We start from the raw sequence: 19,489 nt of genomic DNA, 5'->3' as shown, positions 1-19,489 counted from the left end.
GGTGCGGGCATGAAAGCGCACACACATCAGTCAAGCCTCGGCTATTTCAAGTGGGCCTTTATCGTCACCGCCGTGGGCCTTGCGCTCGGGGCCTGGCTCGGCTGGCAGACCACCGGCACGATCGGCGGGATGGCGACCGTCTTCTTCATCTGCACCGTTCTCGCAGTGCTGGAGATCTCGCTCTCCTTCGACAACGCCATCGTCAACGCCAACAAGCTGAAGGACATGACGCCGGTCTGGCAGCACCGGTTCCTCACCTGGGGCATCATCATCGCCGTCTTCGGCATGCGCATCGTCTTCCCGCTTCTGATCGTCGTGATCGCCGCCAAGATCGGCCCGATCGAGGCGATCGTCCTGGCCGCCAGGCAGCCGGAAGAATACGCCCGGATCATGCACGAGGCGCATCTGCCGATCGCAGCCTTCGGCGGCACCTTCCTCATGATGGTCGGCCTGACCTATTTCTTCGATCATGAGAAGGACGTGCACTGGATCGCCTTCCTCGAGAGGCGCATGGCTCGCTATGCAACGATCAAGGGCGTCGAGATCGCCTTCGTTCTCATACTGGTTCTGGTATTTTCCAGCTTCCTTGAGGGCGAAGCGGCAGACAGCTTTGTCTATTCGGCGATCTACGGCCTGCTGACCTTCCTCGCCGTTGAGATTGTGGGCGGCCTGCTCGACGCCTCGCAGGAGACGATGAGTGCTGCTGCCAAGGGCGGCCTGGGCGCGTTCATCTATCTCGAAGTGCTGGATGCCAGCTTCTCCTTCGATGGCGTGATCGGCGCCTTTGCCCTGACGCAGAACCTCTTCATCATCGCGATCGGCCTGGGTATCGGCGCCATGTATGTGCGCTCGATGACGATCATGCTGGTGGAGAAGGGCACGCTCGCCGAATACCGCTACCTCGAACACGGCGCTTTCTATGCGATCCTGATCCTCTCGGTGATCATGTATTGCCAGACGCTGGTGCACATTCCGGAAGTGATCACCGGCCTCGGCGGCGCCGGCCTCATCGGCATCTCGCTCTGGTCGTCGATCCGCTACAACCGGCGCGAAAAAGCCGAGCACGCCGACGCGAGAGCGCTGGAAAACGTCTGACACCGATGGCGGCGCCCGCGCGCCGCCTCCCGACCCCGACAATGAAAAGGCCCGGCGATCGCTGATCGTCGGGCCTTTTCCGGTCAATCTGTCACTGCACTGCGCATTCGAACGATGCGCTTGAAACTCTTTTCGAAAGCCGAATCCGGCTCTCCCGACCTTTGCGGACGTTCTTACTTGGGGAAGGAGGCCGGGTCGATGCCGAGGATCTTCAGATCCCGGTCCCGCGGACGGCGGCGGCCTTCGACTGCCGCGGCAGCGGCACTGGCCGCGCCCAAGACTGCGAATGCGCGACCCAGGAAACCCTGGCGGAATGCGCTGTTGAACTGGCTCATCGTCTTTCTCTCTTTCTCTCTTTACACGAACATAAATGATACCGAAGAGACTTGCGCACAACGCACAGATTCACAGATCAGCCATGCAAAGAGTTCAGGCCGCAATTTCTTGCGGCCTGAACTCGCTTTCATCGGGCAATTTTCGAGGTTAGTCTTCGCTCGCCGCCAGTTGCGAAAGCACCTGTCCCCTGCCGCGGGCGCGCAGGATCAACGGCACGATCAGGGCTGCCGCCGCGATCAGGAGCAACACCAACGCGACCGGCGAGGCGACGAGCGTCGTCAGGTCGCCCTGGCTGATCGAAAGCGCGCGGCGCAACTGCTGCTCGGCAAGCGGCCCCAGGATGAGGCCGACAACGACAGGCGCGATCGGATAGCCGAAAACGCGCATGGCATAGCCGAGCAGGCCGAAGGCGAGCAGCATGCCAAGCTCGAACACCGAAGGATTGGCGCCGATCGTACCGAGCGTGGCAAACAGCATGATGCCGGCATAGAGCCACGGCTTTGGAATGCTGAGCAGCTTCACCCACAGCCCGATCAGCGGCAGGTTGAGCACGAGCAGCATCAGGTTGGCGATCAGCAGGCTGGCAATCAGGCCCCAGACGAGCTGCGGATTGGTGGCAAAGAGCAGCGGGCCCGGTTGCAGGCCGTACTGCTGGAAGCCCGCCAGCATGATCGCAGCCGTGGCCGTGGTCGGCAGTCCCAGCGTCAGCAGCGGCACGAGCGTGCCGGCGGCCGAGGCGTTGTTGGCGGCTTCCGGACCGGCCACGCCTTCGATGGCGCCATTGCCGAATTCCTCCGGGTGCTTCGTCAGCCGCTTTTCCGCCGCATAGGAGAGGAACGTGCCGATCTCCGCCCCGCCGGCCGGCATCGCCCCGATCGGGAAGCCGATCGCGGTTCCGCGCAGCCAGGGTTTCCAGGACCGCGCCCAGTCGGTCGCACTCATCCAGACCGACCCTCTCACGGCTTCGATCTTGTCCGGCCCGCGATCGCCCTGTGCGGCAATGTAGAGCGATTCGCCGATGGCAAACATCGCCACCGCCAGCGTCGTCACTTCGATGCCGTCGAGAAGATCAGGTATGCCGAAGGAAAGCCGCGCCTGGCCGCTGAGCTGGTCGATGCCGATCATGGCGAGCGCCAGGCCGACAAAGAGCGAGGTCAGTCCGCGCAACGTCGAATCGCCGAAGGCCGAGGAGACGGTGACGAATGCCAGCACCATCAGGGCGAAATATTCGCGCGGACCAAAGATGAGCGCCATCTTGACGATGTATGGAGCGATGAAGGCGAGCCCCAGCGTTGCGATCAGACCCGCGACAAAGGAGCCGATGGCAGCAGTTGCCAGAGCTGGCCCGCCACGGCCGGCGCGGGCCATCTTGTTGCCTTCCAGCGCCGTCACGATGGAGGCGCTTTCGCCCGGCGTGTTCAACAGGATCGACGTCGTCGAGCCGCCATACATGCCGCCGTAGTAGATGCCCGCGAACATGATCAGCGAACCGGCCGGATCGAGCTGATAGGTCACCGGCAGCAGCAGCGCCACGGTCAGCGCCGGACCGATGCCGGGGAGCACGCCGACCGCCGTCCCAAGCGTAACGCCGATCAGGGCATAGAGCAGGTTCATCGGCTGGGCCGCGATCAGCAGCCCCTGCAGGAGAAATTCAAACGTATTCATCCGCCGATCCCCTTAGAAGAACAGGTGCTCGAGCGGGCCTGCAGGCAATGACAGCTGCAGCAGCTTCGAGAAGACGACCCACACCGCGAAGGCAAAGACGATCCCGAAGGGAATTGTCTTCCACAGCTTGCGCTGGCCGAAGCCCGCTGCGGTAAAAGCGAAAAGAAGCCCCGTGGCGATGGAGAACCCGGCGACCTTCAGGAGCAGCATCTGCGCAGCCAGGCCGGCGACGATCCAGAAAACCGGCCCGAGCTGCTGGTGCTCACGCTCCGGGAAATCGCCGCGCCACGCCTCGAACACCGTCCACACGGCAAGTCCCAAAAGACAGACGGCGATGGCGTAGGGAACCGTGGTCGGCCCGACCTGCGAATAGCCGGCCGCACCGGACAGGCGCGACACATCCCAGAACATCACGCCGGCGATCACCGCCAGAACGGCGGCAATGACCAGCGCCGCCCAATCGGGGCGACGCTTCACATCTGCAGGCTTGGTGCCGTTCGTCATTCGACCAGTCCGATTTCCTTGAGGATGCCTTCGGTCGCCGAGACATCCTTGGCGAGTTGCTCATCGAAGGCGGCACCGGAAAGGTAGGTGTCCTGCCAGCCCTTGGTCTTGAGCTGCTCCTGCCAGGCGGCGGACTTGACCAGCTTTTCGACGTCGGCCGACACGGCAGCCTTCTGTTCGTCGGTCAGGCCGGGAGCGGCGGCCACCATGCGCCAGTTCTCCACGACCACGTCGAGACCGCTCTCCTTGATGGTCGGAGCATCGACACCCTCGATACGCTCTTCGCTGGAAACGGCGAGCAGACGGAGCGTGCCCGCCTTCACCTGCGATTCGAACTCGCCATAACCGGAAATGCCTGCGCTGACCTGCGCACCGAGAATGGCCGCCAGCGCCTCGCCGCCGCCCGAATAGGCGATGTAGTTGATCTTCTTCGGATCGACACCCGCCTCCTTGGCAATGAGGCCGACGGTAATATGGTCCGTGCCGCCGGCCGAACCGCCGGCCCAGGAGACGGCGCCCGGATCCTTCTTCAGCGCCTCGACGAGGTCACCGAAGGTCTGGAACGGCGACGATGCCGGAACGACGATCGCCTCGTATTCGCCAGTGAGGCGCGCAATCGGCGTCACGTCCTTCAGGGTTACCGGCGACTTGTTGGTCAGGATCGCTCCGACCATGACGTAGCCGCCGACGATCAGCGCGTTCGGGTTACCCTTGTCCTGGCTGGCGAACTGGGCAAGCCCGATCGTTCCGCCGGCGCCCGGCACGTTGACCACCTGGACGTTGCCGGAAATGCCTTCGCTCTGCATCACGGTCTGCAGCGTGCGCGCGGTCTGGTCCCAGCCGCCGCCGGGATTTGCCGGAGCGATGATCTTGTAGTCGGCGGCAAACGCTGGCAACGCGATCGCACCGGCAAGAATGGAAGCAAGGAAAAACTGTTTCAAGGCGTGTCCTCCATCAGGCGCGGCTCATCCCGGCCGCGCATCGTTTCGCTTGCGAAGAGGAGAACAGCTGGCGCCGTCCGGCTAGACTGCCGATAGGAAGGCGCTGCGGCTTGTCTGGCGGGTCTCCTCCCCGTCTCCTCGCCGTCCACCTCCATGGCCGGCTGGAGCCTCAAAGCGATCACAACAACCTGTCATCTACCTGACATCGCCCGAACGACGAGGGCTGATCCGCTACTGGGCCGCTACTGGGCACGCAACACTTCGTTCCAGCGCGTGATCAGCCGCGCGCGCTTCACCTGATCGAGATAGACCATCAGGCCGGGGCTGACGGGGACGGGCTTGAGCTGCGTGCCGAGCATCGCCTGCATGTGGCTTGCCGTATTGTCGCCCGCCACCTCCGGCGAAACGGCCGCGATTTGCAGCTTCCGCGCCATGATCGTTTGCCCCTCCTTCGACATGAAGAACGACAGATAGCGCCTGCCGAGCTCCGGAGATGCCGCCGCCTGCGGCACCAGCCCGATCCGCGACATCACCACCGTATAGTCCTTCGGCAGCACGATACCGACATCCCGGTGCTTTGCCGCCCAGTCGGCTGCATAGGATCCGAGAATATTGTATCCGAGGACGAAGCGTCCATCGGCAATGCGCTCAAGAATGGCCGAACTGGTCGAATAGAGCTTTACACCGGCAGCCCCCATCGCCCCGATCACCGTCCAGATATCGCCGAACTGCTCCTGGTCCCGCGCCATGAAGAGAAACCCGACCCCGGAACGCTCGATGTCGTAGGTGCCGATGCGCCCGTAGACATCGTTGCCGTGCCGCTGCAGGTAGTCAAGAAACTCCGCGCGCGAAGCCGGCGGTTTCTCATGGGCGAAGCTCGGCTTGTGATAGACGAATACCGCTGGTTCGAACGTCAGCGCATAGGCGGTGTTTCGCCAGTTGGCCCATTGCGGCCAGACCGCACTCATCGGCAGGTCACTCCGTTGGGCATAGCCGTCGTTGCTAAGCTTGACCTGCAGGTCCATCGCCGAGGAAAAGGCGAAATCGGCCGTCTTCTGCCCCGCATCGGTCTCCCGAACGATCCGGTCATAGACCTCGCCGGTCAGCATTTCGTCGTAGCGAACCGCGATATCGGGGTTTGCGGCCTGGAACGCCTTGATCATCGGCCGCGCCAGGGGCTCGTCGAGCGAGGAATAGACTGTCAGAACCGAAGCGTTCCCCTTGCCGTCCGCTGCCGGATAGAAGGTCTCCGCCGCAAACGCGGTCGGGCAGAGCGAAGCAAGCAAGGCAAGAGCAAGAGAAAGGCGCATGCTGCAGACCTTGCCAAAGCAGGGCAGACTGCACAAGCCGGACAGCCTGTTCGACAGGCTGGGGAAAGCCTGTTCCCCCGCGAAAGCCTGCGAAACCTTCTTTGCACGGCGCAGGCCGCCACGATAAGCTTGTGCGGGAGGAGATCAAACGTGCGCATCCTGCTCGTCGAAGACAACCACGCCCTTGCCGACGGACTGTCCGCCATCCTGCGCGGCACCGGCCACGCCGTCGACGTGGTCGGCGACGGCGCATCGGCCAGCGCCGCAACCGCGGCGGAGGCCTTCGATCTTGTCATTCTGGACCTGACGCTGCCGGAAATGGATGGGCTGGAGGTGCTTCGGGCGATGCGCGCGCGCCAGAATAGGTCCGCGGTGCTGATCCTCACGGCGCGCGGAGCCGCCGAAGACAAGGTCAAGGGGCTCGATCTCGGCGCGGACGACTATATGAGCAAGCCATTCGACATATCGGAGTTCGAGGCGCGGGTGCGCATGTTGCTGCGCCGCCAGGCGGGACTGCGTTCTTCGGCGCTGAGTTTCGGCGGCGTCGACCTCGATCTCAATTCGCGGACGTTTTCCGCAGGCGGGGTGCCGCTCGACATTCCTGCGCGCGAACTGGGCCTTTTGGAGATCCTTTTCATGCGCGCGGGCAAGGTCGTCTCGAAGGAAGCGATCATACAGTCGCTCGCCGCCTTCGACGACGACCTGAGCGCCAACGCGATCGAGCAATATGTCAGCCGGCTGCGCAAACGCATTGCACCGCACGGGCTGACCGTCCGCACCGCCCGCGGCATCGGCTACTATCTCGACAAGGCGGCACCGGCTTGAGGCGCCACCCGGCCCAGTCGCTGCGGCGGCAACTCCTGCTCTGGCTGCTGGTGGCCACCGCCGTCTTCGGCGTTCTAGCCCTTGTCGACACCTATCGCGAGGCCGTGAAGACCGCCGACACCGTGTCCGACCGCGTTCTTGCAGGATCTGCACTGGCGATCGCCGAACGCGTCGTGGTGACGGAAAACGGCCTGCTGGAGGTGGATATCCCCTATGTGGCGCTGGAAATGCTGACTTCGGCAGCGCAGGATCGCGTCTTCTATCGCGTCGAAGGGCCGCCCGGCCACTTCATCACCGGCTACCAGTCGCTTCCCCAGATCGCCGAAACGGAAGGACAGCCCACCGCCTATGCGGATGCGATCTTTCGCGGCGAGCCGATCCGGGTCGCGGTACTGCACCGATCCGCCTCGACCGGCGTCAATTCCGTCCCTTTCGTGGTCACGGTCGCCGAGACGACCATTGCGCGGCGCCAGCTGGCGCAGGCGATCCTGCTTCGCTCCGCCCTGCGGCTGGCGCTGATGATTGCGGGTGCCGCGGCGATCGTCTGGATCGCCGTCACACTCGCCTTGCGTCCGCTTTACCGCCTCAGTGACGCCATTGCCGAACGTAACCCGAGTGACCTGCACCCCATCGAACAGGAAGTTCCGAAGGAGGTGCAGGGGCTTGTCGACACCGTCAACTCCTTCATGGTGCGGCTGCAGTCGGCCCTCAATTCGCTGCGGCATTTTTCCGGCAATGCCAGCCACCAGCTGCGGACGCCGCTTGCGATCATCCGCACCCAGCTTGCGCTGGCCAGCCGGGCGGGTTCGCTGGCAGAGGCGCAGGCCGCGGCACGCAAAGGGGACGATGCCGTCGCCCATGCCGAGCGCATCCTGGCACAGCTTCTCCTGATGGCGAAGATCGACGCCGCCGGCTCAGCCGAGCCACGCAGGCACGACCCGATCGACATCGCCGAACTGGCCCAGGCCACCACTGCCGACTATGTGCCGCTTGCGGCTCAGGCCGGCATAGACCTCGGCTTCGAGGCGGCTGGCCCGGCCCCGGTCAGGGCGGAACCGCTTCTCTTCGGCGAGATGCTGCGCAATCTGATCGAGAACGCGATCGCCTATGCCGGACGAGGCGCCGAGGTTACCGTTTCCGTTCGGGCAGAAGGCGAGGTGACGCGCCTGCGGGTGGTTGACAATGGCCCGGGCATTCCGGTCGAGCGCCGGGCCGAGGTGATGCAACGCTTCGCCCGCGGTGGGCACGGCATCGCTCCCGGAATGGGGCTGGGCCTGCCGATCGTGGAGGACATCGCCGCCCTGTTCGGGGCGACCCTGACGCTGGAGGACGGTGCGGCCGGCCGCGGCCTGTGCGCAACCGTCACCTTTCCTGCCGGCTAGATCTGGAGCAGTTCTCCGCGGCACTTCACCAGGCGAAGCAGGCCCTCAGGGCGCCTTGCCCTCCTCCGGTTGCTCGACCGAATACTTCATGATCAGCGGCATCTGGGCGAGCGTGAAGAGGATGGTGATCGGCATTGTCCCCCAGACCTTGAAAGCGACCCAGAAATCGGTCGAAAACTGGCGCCAGACGACCTCGTTGAGCACGGCGAGCACGAGGAAGAACAGTCCCCAGCGAAGCGTCAGCTTCCGCCAGCCCTCTTCGGTCAGCTTGAAGGCAGCGTTGAAGACGTAGCCGAGAAGCGGCTTTCCGAAGGCGAGCCCGCCCAGCAGGATCACGCCGAACAGCGTGTTGACGATGGTCGGCTTCATCTTGATGAAGGTGTCGTTCTGCAGATACAGCGTCAGCGCGCCGAAGACGAAGACGACGATGCCGGAGACGAGCGGCATCATCGGCAGCGTCCGGGTCAGCACCCAGGAGACCGCGAGCGCGGCCGCCGTCGCGGCCATGAACAGGCCGGTGGCAATGAAGATCGGGCCGCCGAGCTCGGCCAGCGCCGGAAAATGTCCCGCCAGCCACTCGCCGCGCGAATTGGCGAAGAAGAAGACGACGAGCGGGCCGAGTTCCAGAACCAACTTGAGAGCCGGGCTGATCTTGGGCTTGCCGGCCTCCTCCAGCGTTTCGATGATCCTGTCGTTGCTCATGCCTCAACCCCTGCGATCGCCTGCGCGAAATCCCTTGCTTCGAAGGGTTCGAGATCATCGATCCCCTCGCCGACGCCGATGAAATAAACCGGCAGCTTGTGCTTGGCGGCGATCGCGACAAGAATGCCGCCGCGAGCCGTACCGTCCAATTTTGTCATGATCAGGCCGCTGACACCGGCAACGTTGCGGAAAATTTCCACCTGGTTCATCGCGTTCTGGCCCGTGGTCGCGTCGAGCGTCTGCAAGACGGTATGTGGCGCGTCGGGATCGAGCTTGCCAAGCACGCGGACGATCTTCTCCAGCTCCGCCATCAGCTCGGCCTTGTTCTGCAGCCGCCCGGCGGTGTCGATGATCAGGACGTCGCTCCCCTTCGCCTTCGCCTGCTCGTAGGCCTCATAGGCGAGGCCCGCCGCGTCGGCGCCGAGCTTGGAGGAGACGATCTCCGATTTGGTGCGATCGGCCCAGATGTGCAGCTGTTCGATGGCGGCGGCGCGAAACGTGTCGCCGGCGGCCATCATCACCTTCAGGCCGGCGCCCGAAAGCTTGGCCGCCAACTTGCCGATCGTCGTCGTCTTGCCGGTACCGTTGACGCCTACGACGAGAATGACATGTGGCTTGTGCGACAGGTCGAGTTCCAGGGGCCTTGCCACCGGCTCCAGCACCTTGGTGATCTCGCCGGCCATGATGCGGCCGACGTCCTCGCCGGTGACGTCCTTGCCGTAGCGCTCGGAGGCCAGCGTGTCGGTAATGCGCAGCGCCGTCTCCACGCCGAGGTCGGCCTGGATGAGGAGGTCCTCAAGATCCTGCAACGTCGCATCGTCAAGCTTGCGCTTGGTGAACAGGCTGGCGATCTGGCCGCTGAGCTGAGCGGACGTCCGGGAAAGGCCGGCACGCAGGCGCTGGAACCAGCTGAGCCTCGGCGCGGGAGCGGCGACTGGCGCTTCCTTCGGCTTCCGGTCGGCCGTCGAGAAGCCTTTCGGCAGGGCCGGTGCTGGACCGGCATCCGCACCGGGCTCCGCGTCAGATTTCGTCCCGGTAGTCTTTGCTTCTGTCTTTTTCGTCCTGGGCGTCTTCGGCTTGGCCGGTGCCGGCTCGACGGGCTCGAGTGGCAGCCGCGACGGCTCGGCAAACTCTGCGATTGCGTCAGCGTCGGCCGCCCTGAAGTCGTCATCCGCGGCAGCCTTTGCAGCCTCGGCCGCCTCGATTTCCTCATGCGCGTGTTCGACGCCACCAAGGCCGATATTGACCAGCTCGGCGGCGCGCGTTGCCTCGACCTCGGGCGTCATCGTCCCTTGAGGAAGGCTCTCGGCGGCGGTGTCGAGGCTGTCTGGCGCGGGTCCGCCCGCCGTTTCGATTTCCGGCGAGGCCACTTCGCCAGGGGCAATCGGGAGCGGATGGACAACCGGCGGCAGCGGGTAGATGTCCGCCTGCGGCTCGACGCGATGGAGCTCGGCTTCGGGGTTGGCCGCTTCGGCTTCGTCAAGCAGGGGGTCGCGATCTTCGGCAAGCGCGACCGGTGGCTCCGTATCGACGGCATCGGCTTGCAGAAGAGGAGCGTCGTCGTTCGAAAGAACGTCGTCCTGCTTCACCGCCTCCTCGCGCACGTCCGTCGAGGGCGCGGTGTCCTTGCCGAAGGTGAAGACTTTCTTGATGAAGCCGAAGGCCATGAATGAATTCCGCTAGTTGCGTACAGATGCGGTCTGCGCCCGCACGGTCAGGTGCTTGCCATTGTGGCCGGTGACGATCACCGAAACAAGGTCGCGGGGCGCATACCCCGCGGCATCGGCCAGCGTGAAGTTTTCCGTATGCGCCAGTCCGTTGTTTTCGACAAGGATCGTTTGCCGGCTTCCGGCCATGGCGGAAAGATGGTCCAGTTGCAGCCGTTGTCCAGTCTCGCGCAGCCTGGCTGCCCGTTCCTTGACCAGCGCCCGGTCGAGTTGCGGCATGCGCGCAGCCGGGGTGCCGGGGCGCGGGCTGTAGGGAAAGACGTGCAGTTGCGCGATGCCGCATTCACTGGCGAGGCTGGCGCTCTGGTCCGCCATCTCCTCGGTTTCCGTCGGAAAGCCGGCGATCATGTCGGCGCCGAAGCTCATGTCCGGACGCAGTTCGCGCACGGTTCGACAAAAAGCGATCGCATCGTCGCGCGAATGGCGCCGCTTCATCCGCTTCAGGATGAGGTCGTCGCCGTGCTGCAGCGACAGATGCAGATGGGGCATGAAGCGCGGCTCGTCGGCGATCAGGTCGAAGAGATGGCGATCCGCCTCGATGCCGTCGATCGAGGACAGGCGCAGCCGGATGATGTCGGGCACCTGCTTCAGGAGGGTCTTGGCAAGCAGGCCGAGGCTTGGCTGTCCCGCAAGGTCGGCGCCATAACTGGTGGCGTCGACGCCCGTCAGCACGATCTCCCGATAGCCGCCTTCGACGAGCGCGCGCGCCTGGTCGACGACCGCCCCCATCGGCACGGAGCGGGAATTGCCGCGGCCATAGGGGATGATGCAGAAGGTGCATCGGTGGTCGCAACCATTCTGCACCTGGAGAAAGGCGCGTACGTGCCCGTCGATGGCCTTCACCATCTGTGGCGCCGTCTCGGTCACGCTCATGATGTCGTTGACCCGGACCTTTTCCTCCGCCGACACGCCGAAATCGGGCAGCGACCGGTAGGCGGCGCTTTTCAGCTTCTCGTCGTTGCCGAGCACGGCGTCCACCTCCGGCATTTCGGCAAAGGTATCCTTCTCCGTCTGCGCCGCACATCCGGTGACGATGATGCGGGCATGCGGGTTGTCGCGACGGGCACGGCGGATCGCCTGCCGGGCCTGGCGCACCGCCTCGCCGGTCACGGCACAGGTGTTGAAGAGGATGGCGTTGTTCAGCCCGGCCTTCTCGGCTTCGCCGCGCATCACTTCCGATTCGTAGGTGTTCAGACGGCAGCCGAAGGTTATGACCTCGACGCCGCTCAAAGCGCCGCCGCCCCGTCTGCGGGCTTTTCGTGATCGCGCTGCCAGGCCCCGGTTGCGGGGTCGAGCATGCCCGACCACTCCCATTCGGCCGGACCGGTCATGACGACATGATCGTCGCTCTCGCGCCATTCGATGGTGAGGATGCCGGGCGGGTTGGCCGAGGCGACGTGTACGTCGACCTTGCGGCCCGTGCGGCCGGTGCGGGCGCCGCTGACGGCCGCCGCACATGCGGCCGAGCCGCAGGCGAGCGTCAGTCCTGCGCCGCGCTCCCAGGTGCGGGTGGTCATGGCGGTGCGCGAGGTCACCTGCGCCAGCGTGATGTTGGCGCGCTCGGGGAAGATCGGGTGGTTTTCCAGAAGCGGGCCGAAGCGGGCAAGGTCGTAGGACATGACGTCGCGATCGACCCAGAATACGGCGTGCGGATTGCCCATCGACATCGCGGACGGCGAATGCAGCACCGGATCGTCGATCGGGCCGATCTGCAGCTCGATCCGGCGGGTGTCGTGAAACTCCTCGGCAAGCGGGACCCGGTCCCATTCGAAGACGGGCCTGCCCATGTCGACGGAGATCGTGCCGTCCGCATGCTCGACGGCATTGAGGATGCCAGCCACGGTCTGGAAGGTGAAGGCCTTCCTGCCGGTCTCGGCGGCGAGCGCCTGGACGACGCAGCGCGTGCCGTTGCCGCAGGCCTGCGCCTTGGAACCGTCGCAGTTGAGGATGTCGATGAAGGCGTCGGTACCGTCGACCCTCGGATCGTGGATCGCCATGATCTGGTCGAAGGCGGTCGCGGCGTCGGCGGCGAGTGCGATCGCGGCCTGCGGCGCGACGCGGTCGGTACGACCACGCATGTCGACGACGAGGATCTTGTTGCCAAGCCCGTTCATCTTCGCGAATTCGACCGTGTTGCTCATCAGCATGCCTTCGTTGCGTTTCGGCCGTCTATATGGCGGAAACGCAGGGAAAATACCAGTGGCGCGCCGGGGATGCGCGCAATGACTTTCCCCTGCCCTGCACGCTATCTGCAGTCGCTTGCGACAGAAGCCGGGCGGGAGCCACGCGGCTTGCGGCTCACGCCTCCGGCACGTCGAAGACTTCGCCCGCCCGCAGCGCGCGGAACCGCTCGGGGGCGATATCCCTGCAGGCGAGCGCGGTCTTGAGCATGTCGACCGGTGCGTCGATCGCCTCGTCGGTCAGCTGCACCGTTCCGAAATGGTGGCCGACGGCATGCGCCGACCTGCAGGCGAGCATGCCGTCGACAGCTTCGCGAGCGTTCTGATGCTGGCTCTTCATGAACCAGCGGGGCTCATAGGCCCCGATCGGCAGGCAGGCGAGGCGGAAGCCCCCATGCCGGTCGGCAGCCGCCCTGTAGTTGATGCCGTCGTGAAAGCCCGTGTCGCCGATGTGGTAGATGTTTCCGGCCGGGGTCGTGAGCACGAAGGCTGCCCACAGCGCCATGCGGCGATCGCGCGTGCCGCGCGCCGACCAGTGATGGCAGGGTTCGCAATCGATCAACAGATTGTCCCACAGGGACATCCGATCGCCCCAGTCCATGTCGGAAATCTTCACATCGGGGATGGCGCGGCGGATGATGGTGTCGTTGCCGAGCGGGGTGACGATGTGGGGCGCGTGCCGGTCGTAAAGCCGCTTTAGTGTAACCAGATCGAGATGGTCGTAATGGTTATGGGTGACGAGCACGATGTCGATCGGCGGCAGGTCGTCGAATTCGATGCCGGGCGGGACGACGCGCCTTGGACCGGTAAAGGTGAACGGACTGGTGCGGGGCGACCAGACGGGATCGGTGAGGATGTTCAGGCCCGCCACCTGAATGAGCAGGGTCGCATGGCCGACCATGGTTACGCGCAGGTGCTTGCCGTCGATCCGCTTCTCCGGCCGGGCGGCGGGAAAGGGGCTCGGCGCCGACTTCGGCCAGCGTGACCGCCCGCCGCCGAACTGCCAGCGCAGGAGGTCACGAAGGCCGCGAGGCGGATCGCCGCCCGGATTGAAAAACCGCGTACCGTCAAAGTGGTCTGAGACGGGGCCGTCGTAGTAGGGGTTCCGCGATCTTTCCGGCATGGGCGGCTTGTCCAGTCTGTCCGGCATATTGAGCCTAAGCGATGTTGAATGCCTAATCTGGCGTCGGCGATTTCCGATTGCCAGCGTCGAAACTTGACTTTCCGCCCGCTTTCCTGTTTATGCCGCGCATCTGCGACAAGTAACGACACTTGAAGCCGCCGACCGGGACCCGTGAAGGTATAAAGAGATCCCGGAGGTTAGCACCCGACAGCGCGATGCGCCCTCGGGTGGTTTTTGGCTTTGCGTCTTGTTTTTGCCTGCAGATACACCGACGTTTCCGGCACGCACGGAAACAAGAAGGACGAAACGATGTTTGAAACACTCCAGGACCGCCTTGGCGCCATCTTGAATGGTCTGACAGGCCGTGGCGCGCTCTCCGAGGCGGATGTCTCGGCGGCGTTGCGCGAGGTCCGCCGCGCGCTGCTCGAAGCGGACGTGGCGCTGGAAGTGGTACGATCCTTCACCGACGCGGTGCGCGAGAAGGCGGTCGGCGCGGAAATCCTCAAAAGCATCAAGCCCGGCCAGATGGTCGTGAAGATCGTGCATGACGAGCTCGTGTCGATGCTCGGCTCCGAGGGTGTCTCGATCGACCTCAATGCCGCCGCCCCGGTCGTCGTCATGATGGTCGGCCTGCAGGGTTCGGGCAAGACGACCACCTCGGGCAAGATCGCCAACAGGCTCAAGACGCGCGACAAGAAGAAGGTCCTGCTGGCCTCGCTGGACACGCGACGTCCGGCAGCCCAGGAGCAATTGCGCCAGCTCGGCGTGCAGACCGGCATCGACACGCTGCCGATCATCGCCGGCCAGTCGCCGACCGATATCGCCGCGCGTGCCGTACAGGCCGCCAAGCTCGGTGGCCATGACGTCGTAGTCCTCGACACCGCCGGCCGTACGCATATCGACGAGCCGCTGATGATTGAGATGGCGGAGATCAAGCGGAAGTCCAATCCGCACGAGATCCTGCTCGTCGCCGACGCGCTCACCGGCCAGGACGCCGTCAACCTCGCCCGCAACTTCGACGAACGCGTCGGCATCACCGGCCTGGTGCTCACCCGCATGGACGGCGATGGCCGCGGCGGCGCAGCACTTTCGATGCGCGCCGTCACCGGCAAGCCGATCAAGCTGATCGGCGTCGGCGAAAAGATGGGCGAACTGGAGGAATTTCATCCCCGCCGCGTCGCCGACCGCATCCTCGGCATGGGCGACATCGTCAGCCTCGTCGAGAAGGCGGCCGAGAACATCGACGCCGAGAAGGCGGCGGCGATGGCCGAGAAGATGGCGAAGGGCAAGTTCGACCTGAACGACCTCGCCGACCAGCTCCGCCAGATGCAGAAGATGGGCGGCATGGGCGGCATCATGGGAATGATGCCCGGCATGGCCGGCATGAAGGACAAGATGGCCTCCGCCGGCCTCGATGACCGGATGTTCGGCCGCCAGCTTGCGATCATCTCCTCGATGACCAAGGCCGAGCGCGCCAATCCGGACATGCTCAAGCATTCGCGCAAGAAGCGCATCGCGGCCGGCTCCGGCACCGATGCCAGCGACATCAACAAGCTTCTGAAGATGCACCGCCAGATGGCGGACATGATGAAGATGATGGGCGGCAAGAAGGGCGGCGGCCTGATGAAGCAGATGATGGGTGGCCTGGCCGGCAAGATGGGGCTTGGCGGCCTCGGTGGCGGCATGGGCGGCATGCCCGACCTGTCGAAGCTCGACCCGAAGCAGCTGGAAGCCTTGCAGAAGCAGGCAGAAGCCGCGGGCCTCAAGCCGGGCAGCGGAATGCCGGGTCTCGGCGGCGGTGGCCTGCCAGGCCTGGGTGGCAAGCTGCCGGGCCTTGGCGGCGGATTCCCGGGATTGCCCGGCCTGCCGAAAAAGAAGTGAGGAAACGATGATCGATCCGGAAATCAAGAAGCAACTGGCGGAATACCGCCAGTCGATCGACAACATCGATGCCGCCCTGGTCCACATCTTGGCCGAGCGTTTCCGCTGCACCAAGGCGGTCGGCGTACTCAAAGCCACCCACGATTTGCCGCCGGCCGACCCGGCGCGCGAGGAATACCAGATCGAACGCCTCCGCCGGCTGGCGAAGGATGCCAATCTGGATCCGGATTTCGCGGAGAAGTTTCTGAACTTCATCATCCGCGAGGTGATCCGGCATCATGAAGCCATCGCCGCCGATTTCAGCGGCTCCAACAACCAGCATACCGCTTGAAGTCAAGCGGGCCCAAATTTCGCTCAAGGAGAAAAAGAAATGTCCCTCAAGATCCGTCTCGCCCGTGGTGGTTCCAAGAAGCGCCCGTACTACCAGATCGTCGTTGCCGATGCCCGCAGCCCGCGCGACGGCCGCTTCCTCGAGAAGGTCGGTTCCTGGAACCCGATGCTCTCCAAGGAAGATGCAAAGCGCATCGAGCTGAACGAGGAGCGCATCAAGGAATGGCTCGCCAAGGGTGCGCAGCCGACCGACCGCGTCCTGCGCTTCCTGAACGAAGCCGGCCTTGCCAAGCGTGACGCCCGCAACAACCCGGAAAAGGCAAAGCCGGGCAAGAAGGCGCTCGAGCGCGTCGCCGAGAAGAAGCAGAAGGCTGAAGACGCCGCTGCTGCTGCCGCTGCCGAGTAATCCCGGTCAGCTTGATGACGGGCGGGCGGCGTGTCTCATGTCGCCCGCTTTTGTTTTGTCTCCCGCTTTTCCTGTTTGAGTGTTGGCCGGATCGGATTGATGACCAAGCTTCAGAATCCCGTGCTGATGGCAACGATCGGCGCAGCGCAGGGCCTGCGCGGCGAAGTCCGCGTCAAATCCTATACGCTCGACCCCAGTGCGCTCGGCGACTACGGACATCTTCACAGCGAGGATGGCCGTGTCTTCGAAATCCTCGAGGTCCGTGAGGCCAAGAATCTCGCCATCGTCCGCTTTCGAGGCGTCAACGACCGCAACGCCGCAGAGGGGCTGCGCGGGCTCGACCTGTTCATCGAACGCGACAAGCTGCCGGACGAGGAACTGGACGACGATGAATTCTACTATGCCGACCTCGAGGGCCTCGAGGCGGTGGACGGCACCGGCCACAACCACGGCACGGTCACCGGCATCTTCGATTTCGGCGCCGGCAACCTCTTGGAACTCAAGGGGCCGGGCAAGCGGCCGGTGCTGATACCGTTTTCCGAAGCGGCCGTGCTGGAAATCGATTTCGAGAACGGTCGCCTGCTGATCGACCCGGTGGCGGCCGGACTCGACAGCGAGGACGAGGATGGTCCGGGCAGCCGCAAGCGGCGGCCGCCGCGCGAGGAGGAATGACGTGGCTTTCCGCGCCACCATCCTGACGCTCTACCCCGAGATGTTTCCGGGTTTTCTCGGCCAGTCGCTGTCCGGCAAGGCGCTCGCGCGCGGCGACTGGGTGCTGGAAACGGTGCAGATCCGCGACTTCGCCACCGATCGCCATCGCACGGTCGATGATACTCCGGCCGGTGGCGGCGCCGGCATGGTGCTGAAGCCCGATGTGCTGGCCCAGGCGATCGACCATGCCGCGCCGGAGGATGACCCGCGTCCCCGATTGCTGATGAGTCCGCGCGGCCGCCCGTTGACACAGGGCCGCGTCCGCGAGCTTGCGGCCGGCGACGGAGCGGTGATCGTCTGCGGCCGCTTCGAGGGCGTGGACCAGCGTGTCATCGATGCACGCGGGCTGGAGGAGGTCTCGATCGGCGACTACATCCTGTCCGGTGGCGAGCCGGCCGCCATGATCCTGCTGGACGCGATCGTGCGCATCCTCCCGGGCGTGATGGGCAATGCGCTTTCCGGCATCCATGAGAGTTTCGAGGGCGGCCTGCTGGAGCATCCGCACTACACCCGCCCGCCGGTGTGGGAAGGCAGGGAGATACCGGCCGTCCTGACCTCCGGCCATCACGGCGAGATCGAGAAATGGCGGCAGGCCGAGGCGCGTCGGCTGACCGAGGCACGCCGCCCGGACCTCATCGCCCGTCAATCGGTGACGAAGTAGTAGATCGTCAGGATCGCGCCGACCGCGACGACCAGCGCGCGGATGATGTTCTGGGGTACACGCCGGGCGACCCAGACGCCGGAATAGCCACCGATCGCACCCGCCGGAACCATGACGGCCGCCTGCGGCCATCCGACGACATCACCGCTGGCGAAGACGGCGATGGCGACGCCGGCGATCACCATGGCAAGGAAGTTCTTCAGCGCATTCAGCCGATGATAGTCGCCACCCTTGGAAAGACCGAGCACGGCGAGCGTCATGATGCCCATTCCGGCGCCGAAGAAGCCGCCATAGATCGAGGTTGCGAATTGGCCGACGAGCCCGAGCGGGCCGATAGGCTTTTCGGCGTGCAAGTGTTTCGGCCGCAGCAGGGGGCCGGCGGCGAAGATCGCGGTCGCGGCCAGCAGGAGCCAGGGCACGAGCGCGCGGAAGCCGGGATTGGACATGGAAAGCAGCAGCAGCGCACCGGCCAGACCGCCGACGAGCGATAGCGCCCCGACCACCATTGCCTCCTTCCAGTCCGCGCGGATTTCCTTCCAGTAGGCCAGCGCGGAAGTAACGTAGCCTGGAAACTGGGTGATCGAGGACGTCGCATTCGCCATGATCGGCGGCAGGCCGGTCAGTGTCATCGCGCCGAACGTTAGAAAGGTCCCGCCACCGGCAATGGCGTTGACCACACCCGACATGAAGCCGGCCAAGAACAAAAGCGCCGCATCGGCGATCGACATGCTGATCCTCCTCCTGGCAGCACAATGTGCCGCCATGTCCTCCGACATCGGCTGATATCGGGGGCGGCGCCGATCCGCAATCCTTACGAAAGCCGAAATAGACAGCGATTTCTGGCCGGCAACTGATGACAAGTGCTGTCGAATGGTGTATTGCGCGCACGGTTTTGGGATCATCCCGGAAAAGCCGCAAGCAAAGAATGGCGAAACCGCTCCTGTCCGGCAACGGGCATAACCCCGAGGTTCAACCAAGGGAGAAGGCCGAGCGCTCTGGCTGTTTGAGAAAAACGTAAAGGTTAGACCGATGAACATCATTCAGCAGCTCGAGGCCGAACAGGCCGCCAAGATCGCCGCCAAGCGGACCCTTCCGGAATTCTCCCCGGGCGACACGGTTCGTGTCAACGTCCGCGTGACGGAAGGCACCCGTACCCGCGTACAGGCCTATGAAGGCGTCTGCATCGCCCGTTCCGGCGGCGGCCTCAACGAGAGCTTCACCGTTCGCAAGATCTCCTACGGCGAAGGCGTTGAGCGCGTATTCCCCGTCTACTCCCCGCTGGTCGAGGGCGTGGAAGTCGTCCGCCGCGGTAAGGTCCGCCGCGCCAAGCTGTACTACCTCCGCGATCGTCGCGGCAAGTCGGCTCGTATCGTCGAGAACACCGGCACGCGCGCCCGCAAGCTCAACGACGCCGAGCGCGCAGCCGTTGCCGAGGAAAAGGCACGTCTGGAAGCCGAAAAGGTCGCAGCCGCACAGGCGCTCGCCGCCGAGAAGGCAGCAGCCGAGGCAGCCGAAGCCGCAAAGGCAGCGGAAGCAGCCGCCGAATAAGGCGCGCATCCAGTTTATGCATCAGAGCCGTCGGGAGCGATCCCGGCGGCTTTTTCGTATGCGCGCTGCTGAGACTGCGGCCAAGGGCCGGAGCAAGGCCGATCGCCGGCTGGCGACGATTTTGGCATGAACCTGCTTGCCAGCGGCGATTGAACTGTGACA

Annotated in this window: 20 protein-coding genes; 9 read left to right on the top strand and 11 right to left on the bottom strand. The window is 64.6% G+C overall.

What is annotated here, in order from left to right; genetic code table 11:
* The first annotated feature begins 9 nt into the window (after positions 1–9).
* Positions 10–1,095, top strand: a complete 1,086-nt coding sequence (locus tag CRO48_RS17580; protein ID WP_097141172.1) for a DUF475 domain-containing protein — start codon at positions 10–12, stop codon at positions 1,093–1,095.
* 173 nt (positions 1,096–1,268) lie between these two features.
* Here the strand turns inward: CRO48_RS17580 and CRO48_RS17575 are convergent, their stop codons facing one another.
* From CRO48_RS17575 to CRO48_RS17550, 5 genes are all read right to left on the bottom strand, one after another.
* The gene (locus CRO48_RS17575; protein WP_097141171.1) at positions 1,269–1,430 is read right to left on the bottom strand and encodes a hypothetical protein; all 162 of its coding nucleotides are present in this window, start codon (positions 1,428–1,430) and stop codon (positions 1,269–1,271) included.
* 148 nt (positions 1,431–1,578) lie between these two features.
* On the bottom strand, positions 1,579–3,096 hold the full coding sequence (locus tag CRO48_RS17570; protein ID WP_097141170.1) for a tripartite tricarboxylate transporter permease: 1,518 nt from the start codon (positions 3,094–3,096) through the stop codon (positions 1,579–1,581).
* 12 nt (positions 3,097–3,108) lie between these two features.
* On the bottom strand, positions 3,109–3,600 hold the full coding sequence (locus CRO48_RS17565) for a tripartite tricarboxylate transporter TctB family protein (protein WP_097141169.1): 492 nt from the start codon (positions 3,598–3,600) through the stop codon (positions 3,109–3,111).
* A complete protein-coding gene (locus CRO48_RS17560) occupies positions 3,597–4,541 on the bottom strand; it encodes a Bug family tripartite tricarboxylate transporter substrate binding protein (RefSeq protein WP_097141168.1) in 945 nt (314 codons plus the stop codon). Before CRO48_RS17560 ends, CRO48_RS17565 begins: the two co-directional genes overlap by 4 nt.
* Positions 4,542–4,783: 242 nt before the next feature.
* The gene (locus CRO48_RS17550) at positions 4,784–5,851 is read right to left on the bottom strand and encodes an ABC transporter substrate-binding protein (protein WP_097141166.1); all 1,068 of its coding nucleotides are present in this window, start codon (positions 5,849–5,851) and stop codon (positions 4,784–4,786) included.
* A gap of 150 nt (positions 5,852–6,001) precedes the next feature.
* Here CRO48_RS17550 and CRO48_RS17545 point away from each other — a divergent pair, with 150 nt between their 5' ends.
* A complete protein-coding gene (locus CRO48_RS17545; RefSeq protein WP_097141165.1) occupies positions 6,002–6,676 on the top strand; it encodes a response regulator transcription factor in 675 nt (224 codons plus the stop codon).
* The gene (locus CRO48_RS17540) at positions 6,673–8,058 is read left to right on the top strand and encodes a sensor histidine kinase (RefSeq protein ID WP_097141164.1); all 1,386 of its coding nucleotides are present in this window, start codon (positions 6,673–6,675) and stop codon (positions 8,056–8,058) included. Before CRO48_RS17545 ends, CRO48_RS17540 begins: the two co-directional genes overlap by 4 nt.
* Before the next feature lie 45 nt (positions 8,059–8,103).
* On the opposite strand, the gene CRO48_RS17535 is transcribed toward CRO48_RS17540, so the two are convergent.
* The 5 genes from CRO48_RS17535 to CRO48_RS17515 form a co-directional block, all read right to left on the bottom strand.
* Positions 8,104–8,760 carry a septation protein A gene (locus CRO48_RS17535; RefSeq protein WP_407071936.1) on the bottom strand — a complete coding sequence of 219 codons (657 nt, stop codon included), beginning with the start codon at positions 8,758–8,760 and terminating at the stop codon, positions 8,104–8,106.
* Positions 8,757–10,427 (bottom strand): signal recognition particle-docking protein FtsY, encoded by a 1,671-nt coding sequence (ftsY, locus tag CRO48_RS17530; RefSeq protein WP_097141163.1) that lies wholly within the window; start codon positions 10,425–10,427, stop codon positions 8,757–8,759. Before ftsY ends, CRO48_RS17535 begins: the two co-directional genes overlap by 4 nt.
* A gap of 12 nt (positions 10,428–10,439) precedes the next feature.
* On the bottom strand, positions 10,440–11,717 hold the full coding sequence (mtaB, locus tag CRO48_RS17525; protein ID WP_097141162.1) for a tRNA (N(6)-L-threonylcarbamoyladenosine(37)-C(2))-methylthiotransferase MtaB: 1,278 nt from the start codon (positions 11,715–11,717) through the stop codon (positions 10,440–10,442).
* Positions 11,714–12,628: a diaminopimelate epimerase gene (gene dapF / locus CRO48_RS17520; protein WP_097141342.1), complete on the bottom strand. Its 915-nt coding sequence runs from the start codon at positions 12,626–12,628 to the stop codon at positions 11,714–11,716. The genes mtaB and dapF overlap by 4 nt, the downstream gene beginning before the upstream one ends.
* A gap of 157 nt (positions 12,629–12,785) precedes the next feature.
* Complete coding sequence (locus CRO48_RS17515; protein ID WP_097141161.1) at positions 12,786–13,790, bottom strand: MBL fold metallo-hydrolase; 1,005 nt, start codon at positions 13,788–13,790, stop codon at positions 12,786–12,788.
* A 309-nt stretch (positions 13,791–14,099) separates the two neighbouring features.
* On the opposite strand from CRO48_RS17515, the gene ffh reads away from it, so the two are divergent.
* From ffh to trmD, 5 genes are all read left to right on the top strand, one after another.
* The gene (gene ffh / locus CRO48_RS17505; protein WP_097141160.1) at positions 14,100–15,671 is read left to right on the top strand and encodes a signal recognition particle protein; all 1,572 of its coding nucleotides are present in this window, start codon (positions 14,100–14,102) and stop codon (positions 15,669–15,671) included.
* A gap of 7 nt (positions 15,672–15,678) precedes the next feature.
* Complete coding sequence (locus CRO48_RS17500; protein WP_097141159.1) at positions 15,679–16,002, top strand: chorismate mutase; 324 nt, start codon at positions 15,679–15,681, stop codon at positions 16,000–16,002.
* 39 nt (positions 16,003–16,041) lie between these two features.
* A complete protein-coding gene (gene rpsP, locus CRO48_RS17495) occupies positions 16,042–16,407 on the top strand; it encodes a 30S ribosomal protein S16 (protein WP_097141158.1) in 366 nt (121 codons plus the stop codon).
* 99 nt (positions 16,408–16,506) lie between these two features.
* Positions 16,507–17,079: a ribosome maturation factor RimM gene (gene rimM, locus CRO48_RS17490; protein WP_097141157.1), complete on the top strand. Its 573-nt coding sequence runs from the start codon at positions 16,507–16,509 to the stop codon at positions 17,077–17,079.
* A 1-nt stretch (position 17,080) separates the two neighbouring features.
* Positions 17,081–17,779, top strand: coding sequence for a tRNA (guanosine(37)-N1)-methyltransferase TrmD (gene trmD, locus CRO48_RS17485; protein ID WP_097141156.1), 699 nt, complete (start codon positions 17,081–17,083; stop codon positions 17,777–17,779).
* Here trmD and CRO48_RS17480 read toward each other — a convergent pair.
* Entirely contained in the window at positions 17,761–18,507 is a 747-nt protein-coding gene (locus CRO48_RS17480; protein ID WP_097141155.1) for a sulfite exporter TauE/SafE family protein, read from the bottom strand. The two genes, trmD and CRO48_RS17480, sit on opposite strands and share 19 nt — an antisense overlap.
* Positions 18,508–18,808: 301 nt before the next feature.
* Between CRO48_RS17480 and rplS the strand changes: the two genes are divergently transcribed.
* Positions 18,809–19,327, top strand: coding sequence for a 50S ribosomal protein L19 (rplS, locus tag CRO48_RS17475; protein WP_097141154.1), 519 nt, complete (start codon positions 18,809–18,811; stop codon positions 19,325–19,327).
* The last annotated feature ends 162 nt before the right edge of the window (positions 19,328–19,489 follow it).

The sequence above is a fragment of the Rhizobium subbaraonis genome (assembly GCF_900220975.1).
In the GTDB taxonomy this organism is placed as follows: Bacteria; Pseudomonadota; Alphaproteobacteria; order Rhizobiales; family Rhizobiaceae; genus Mycoplana; species Mycoplana subbaraonis.
Note: the sequence above shows the minus strand (reverse complement) of the source record. Positions and strands in the feature narration are given on the sequence as shown.

Bases quoted from the DNA above. Each gene is read 5' to 3' on its own strand.
- CRO48_RS17550 (WP_097141166.1), bottom strand. From the start codon at position 5,851: ATGCGCCTTTCTCTTGCTCTTGCCTTGCTTGCTTCGCTCTGCCCGACC.
- ftsY (WP_097141163.1), bottom strand. From the start codon at position 10,427: ATGGCCTTCGGCTTCATCAAGAAAGTCTTCACCTTCGGCAAGGACACC.
- CRO48_RS17570 (WP_097141170.1), bottom strand. From the start codon at position 3,096: ATGAATACGTTTGAATTTCTCCTGCAGGGGCTGCTGATCGCGGCCCAG.
- rplS (WP_097141154.1), top strand. From the start codon at position 18,809: ATGAACATCATTCAGCAGCTCGAGGCCGAACAGGCCGCCAAGATCGCC.
- rimM (WP_097141157.1), top strand. From the start codon at position 16,507: ATGACCAAGCTTCAGAATCCCGTGCTGATGGCAACGATCGGCGCAGCG.
- CRO48_RS17515 (WP_097141161.1), bottom strand. From the start codon at position 13,790: ATGCCGGAAAGATCGCGGAACCCCTACTACGACGGCCCCGTCTCAGAC.
- CRO48_RS17575 (WP_097141171.1), bottom strand. From the start codon at position 1,430: ATGAGCCAGTTCAACAGCGCATTCCGCCAGGGTTTCCTGGGTCGCGCA.
- ffh (WP_097141160.1), top strand. From the start codon at position 14,100: ATGTTTGAAACACTCCAGGACCGCCTTGGCGCCATCTTGAATGGTCTG.
- CRO48_RS17580 (WP_097141172.1), top strand. From the start codon at position 10: ATGAAAGCGCACACACATCAGTCAAGCCTCGGCTATTTCAAGTGGGCC.
- rpsP (WP_097141158.1), top strand. From the start codon at position 16,042: ATGTCCCTCAAGATCCGTCTCGCCCGTGGTGGTTCCAAGAAGCGCCCG.
- dapF (WP_097141342.1), bottom strand. From the start codon at position 12,628: ATGAGCAACACGGTCGAATTCGCGAAGATGAACGGGCTTGGCAACAAG.
- CRO48_RS17480 (WP_097141155.1), bottom strand. From the start codon at position 18,507: ATGTCGATCGCCGATGCGGCGCTTTTGTTCTTGGCCGGCTTCATGTCG.
- CRO48_RS17535 (WP_407071936.1), bottom strand. From the start codon at position 8,760: ATGAGCAACGACAGGATCATCGAAACGCTGGAGGAGGCCGGCAAGCCC.
- CRO48_RS17565 (WP_097141169.1), bottom strand. From the start codon at position 3,600: ATGACGAACGGCACCAAGCCTGCAGATGTGAAGCGTCGCCCCGATTGG.
- CRO48_RS17500 (WP_097141159.1), top strand. From the start codon at position 15,679: ATGATCGATCCGGAAATCAAGAAGCAACTGGCGGAATACCGCCAGTCG.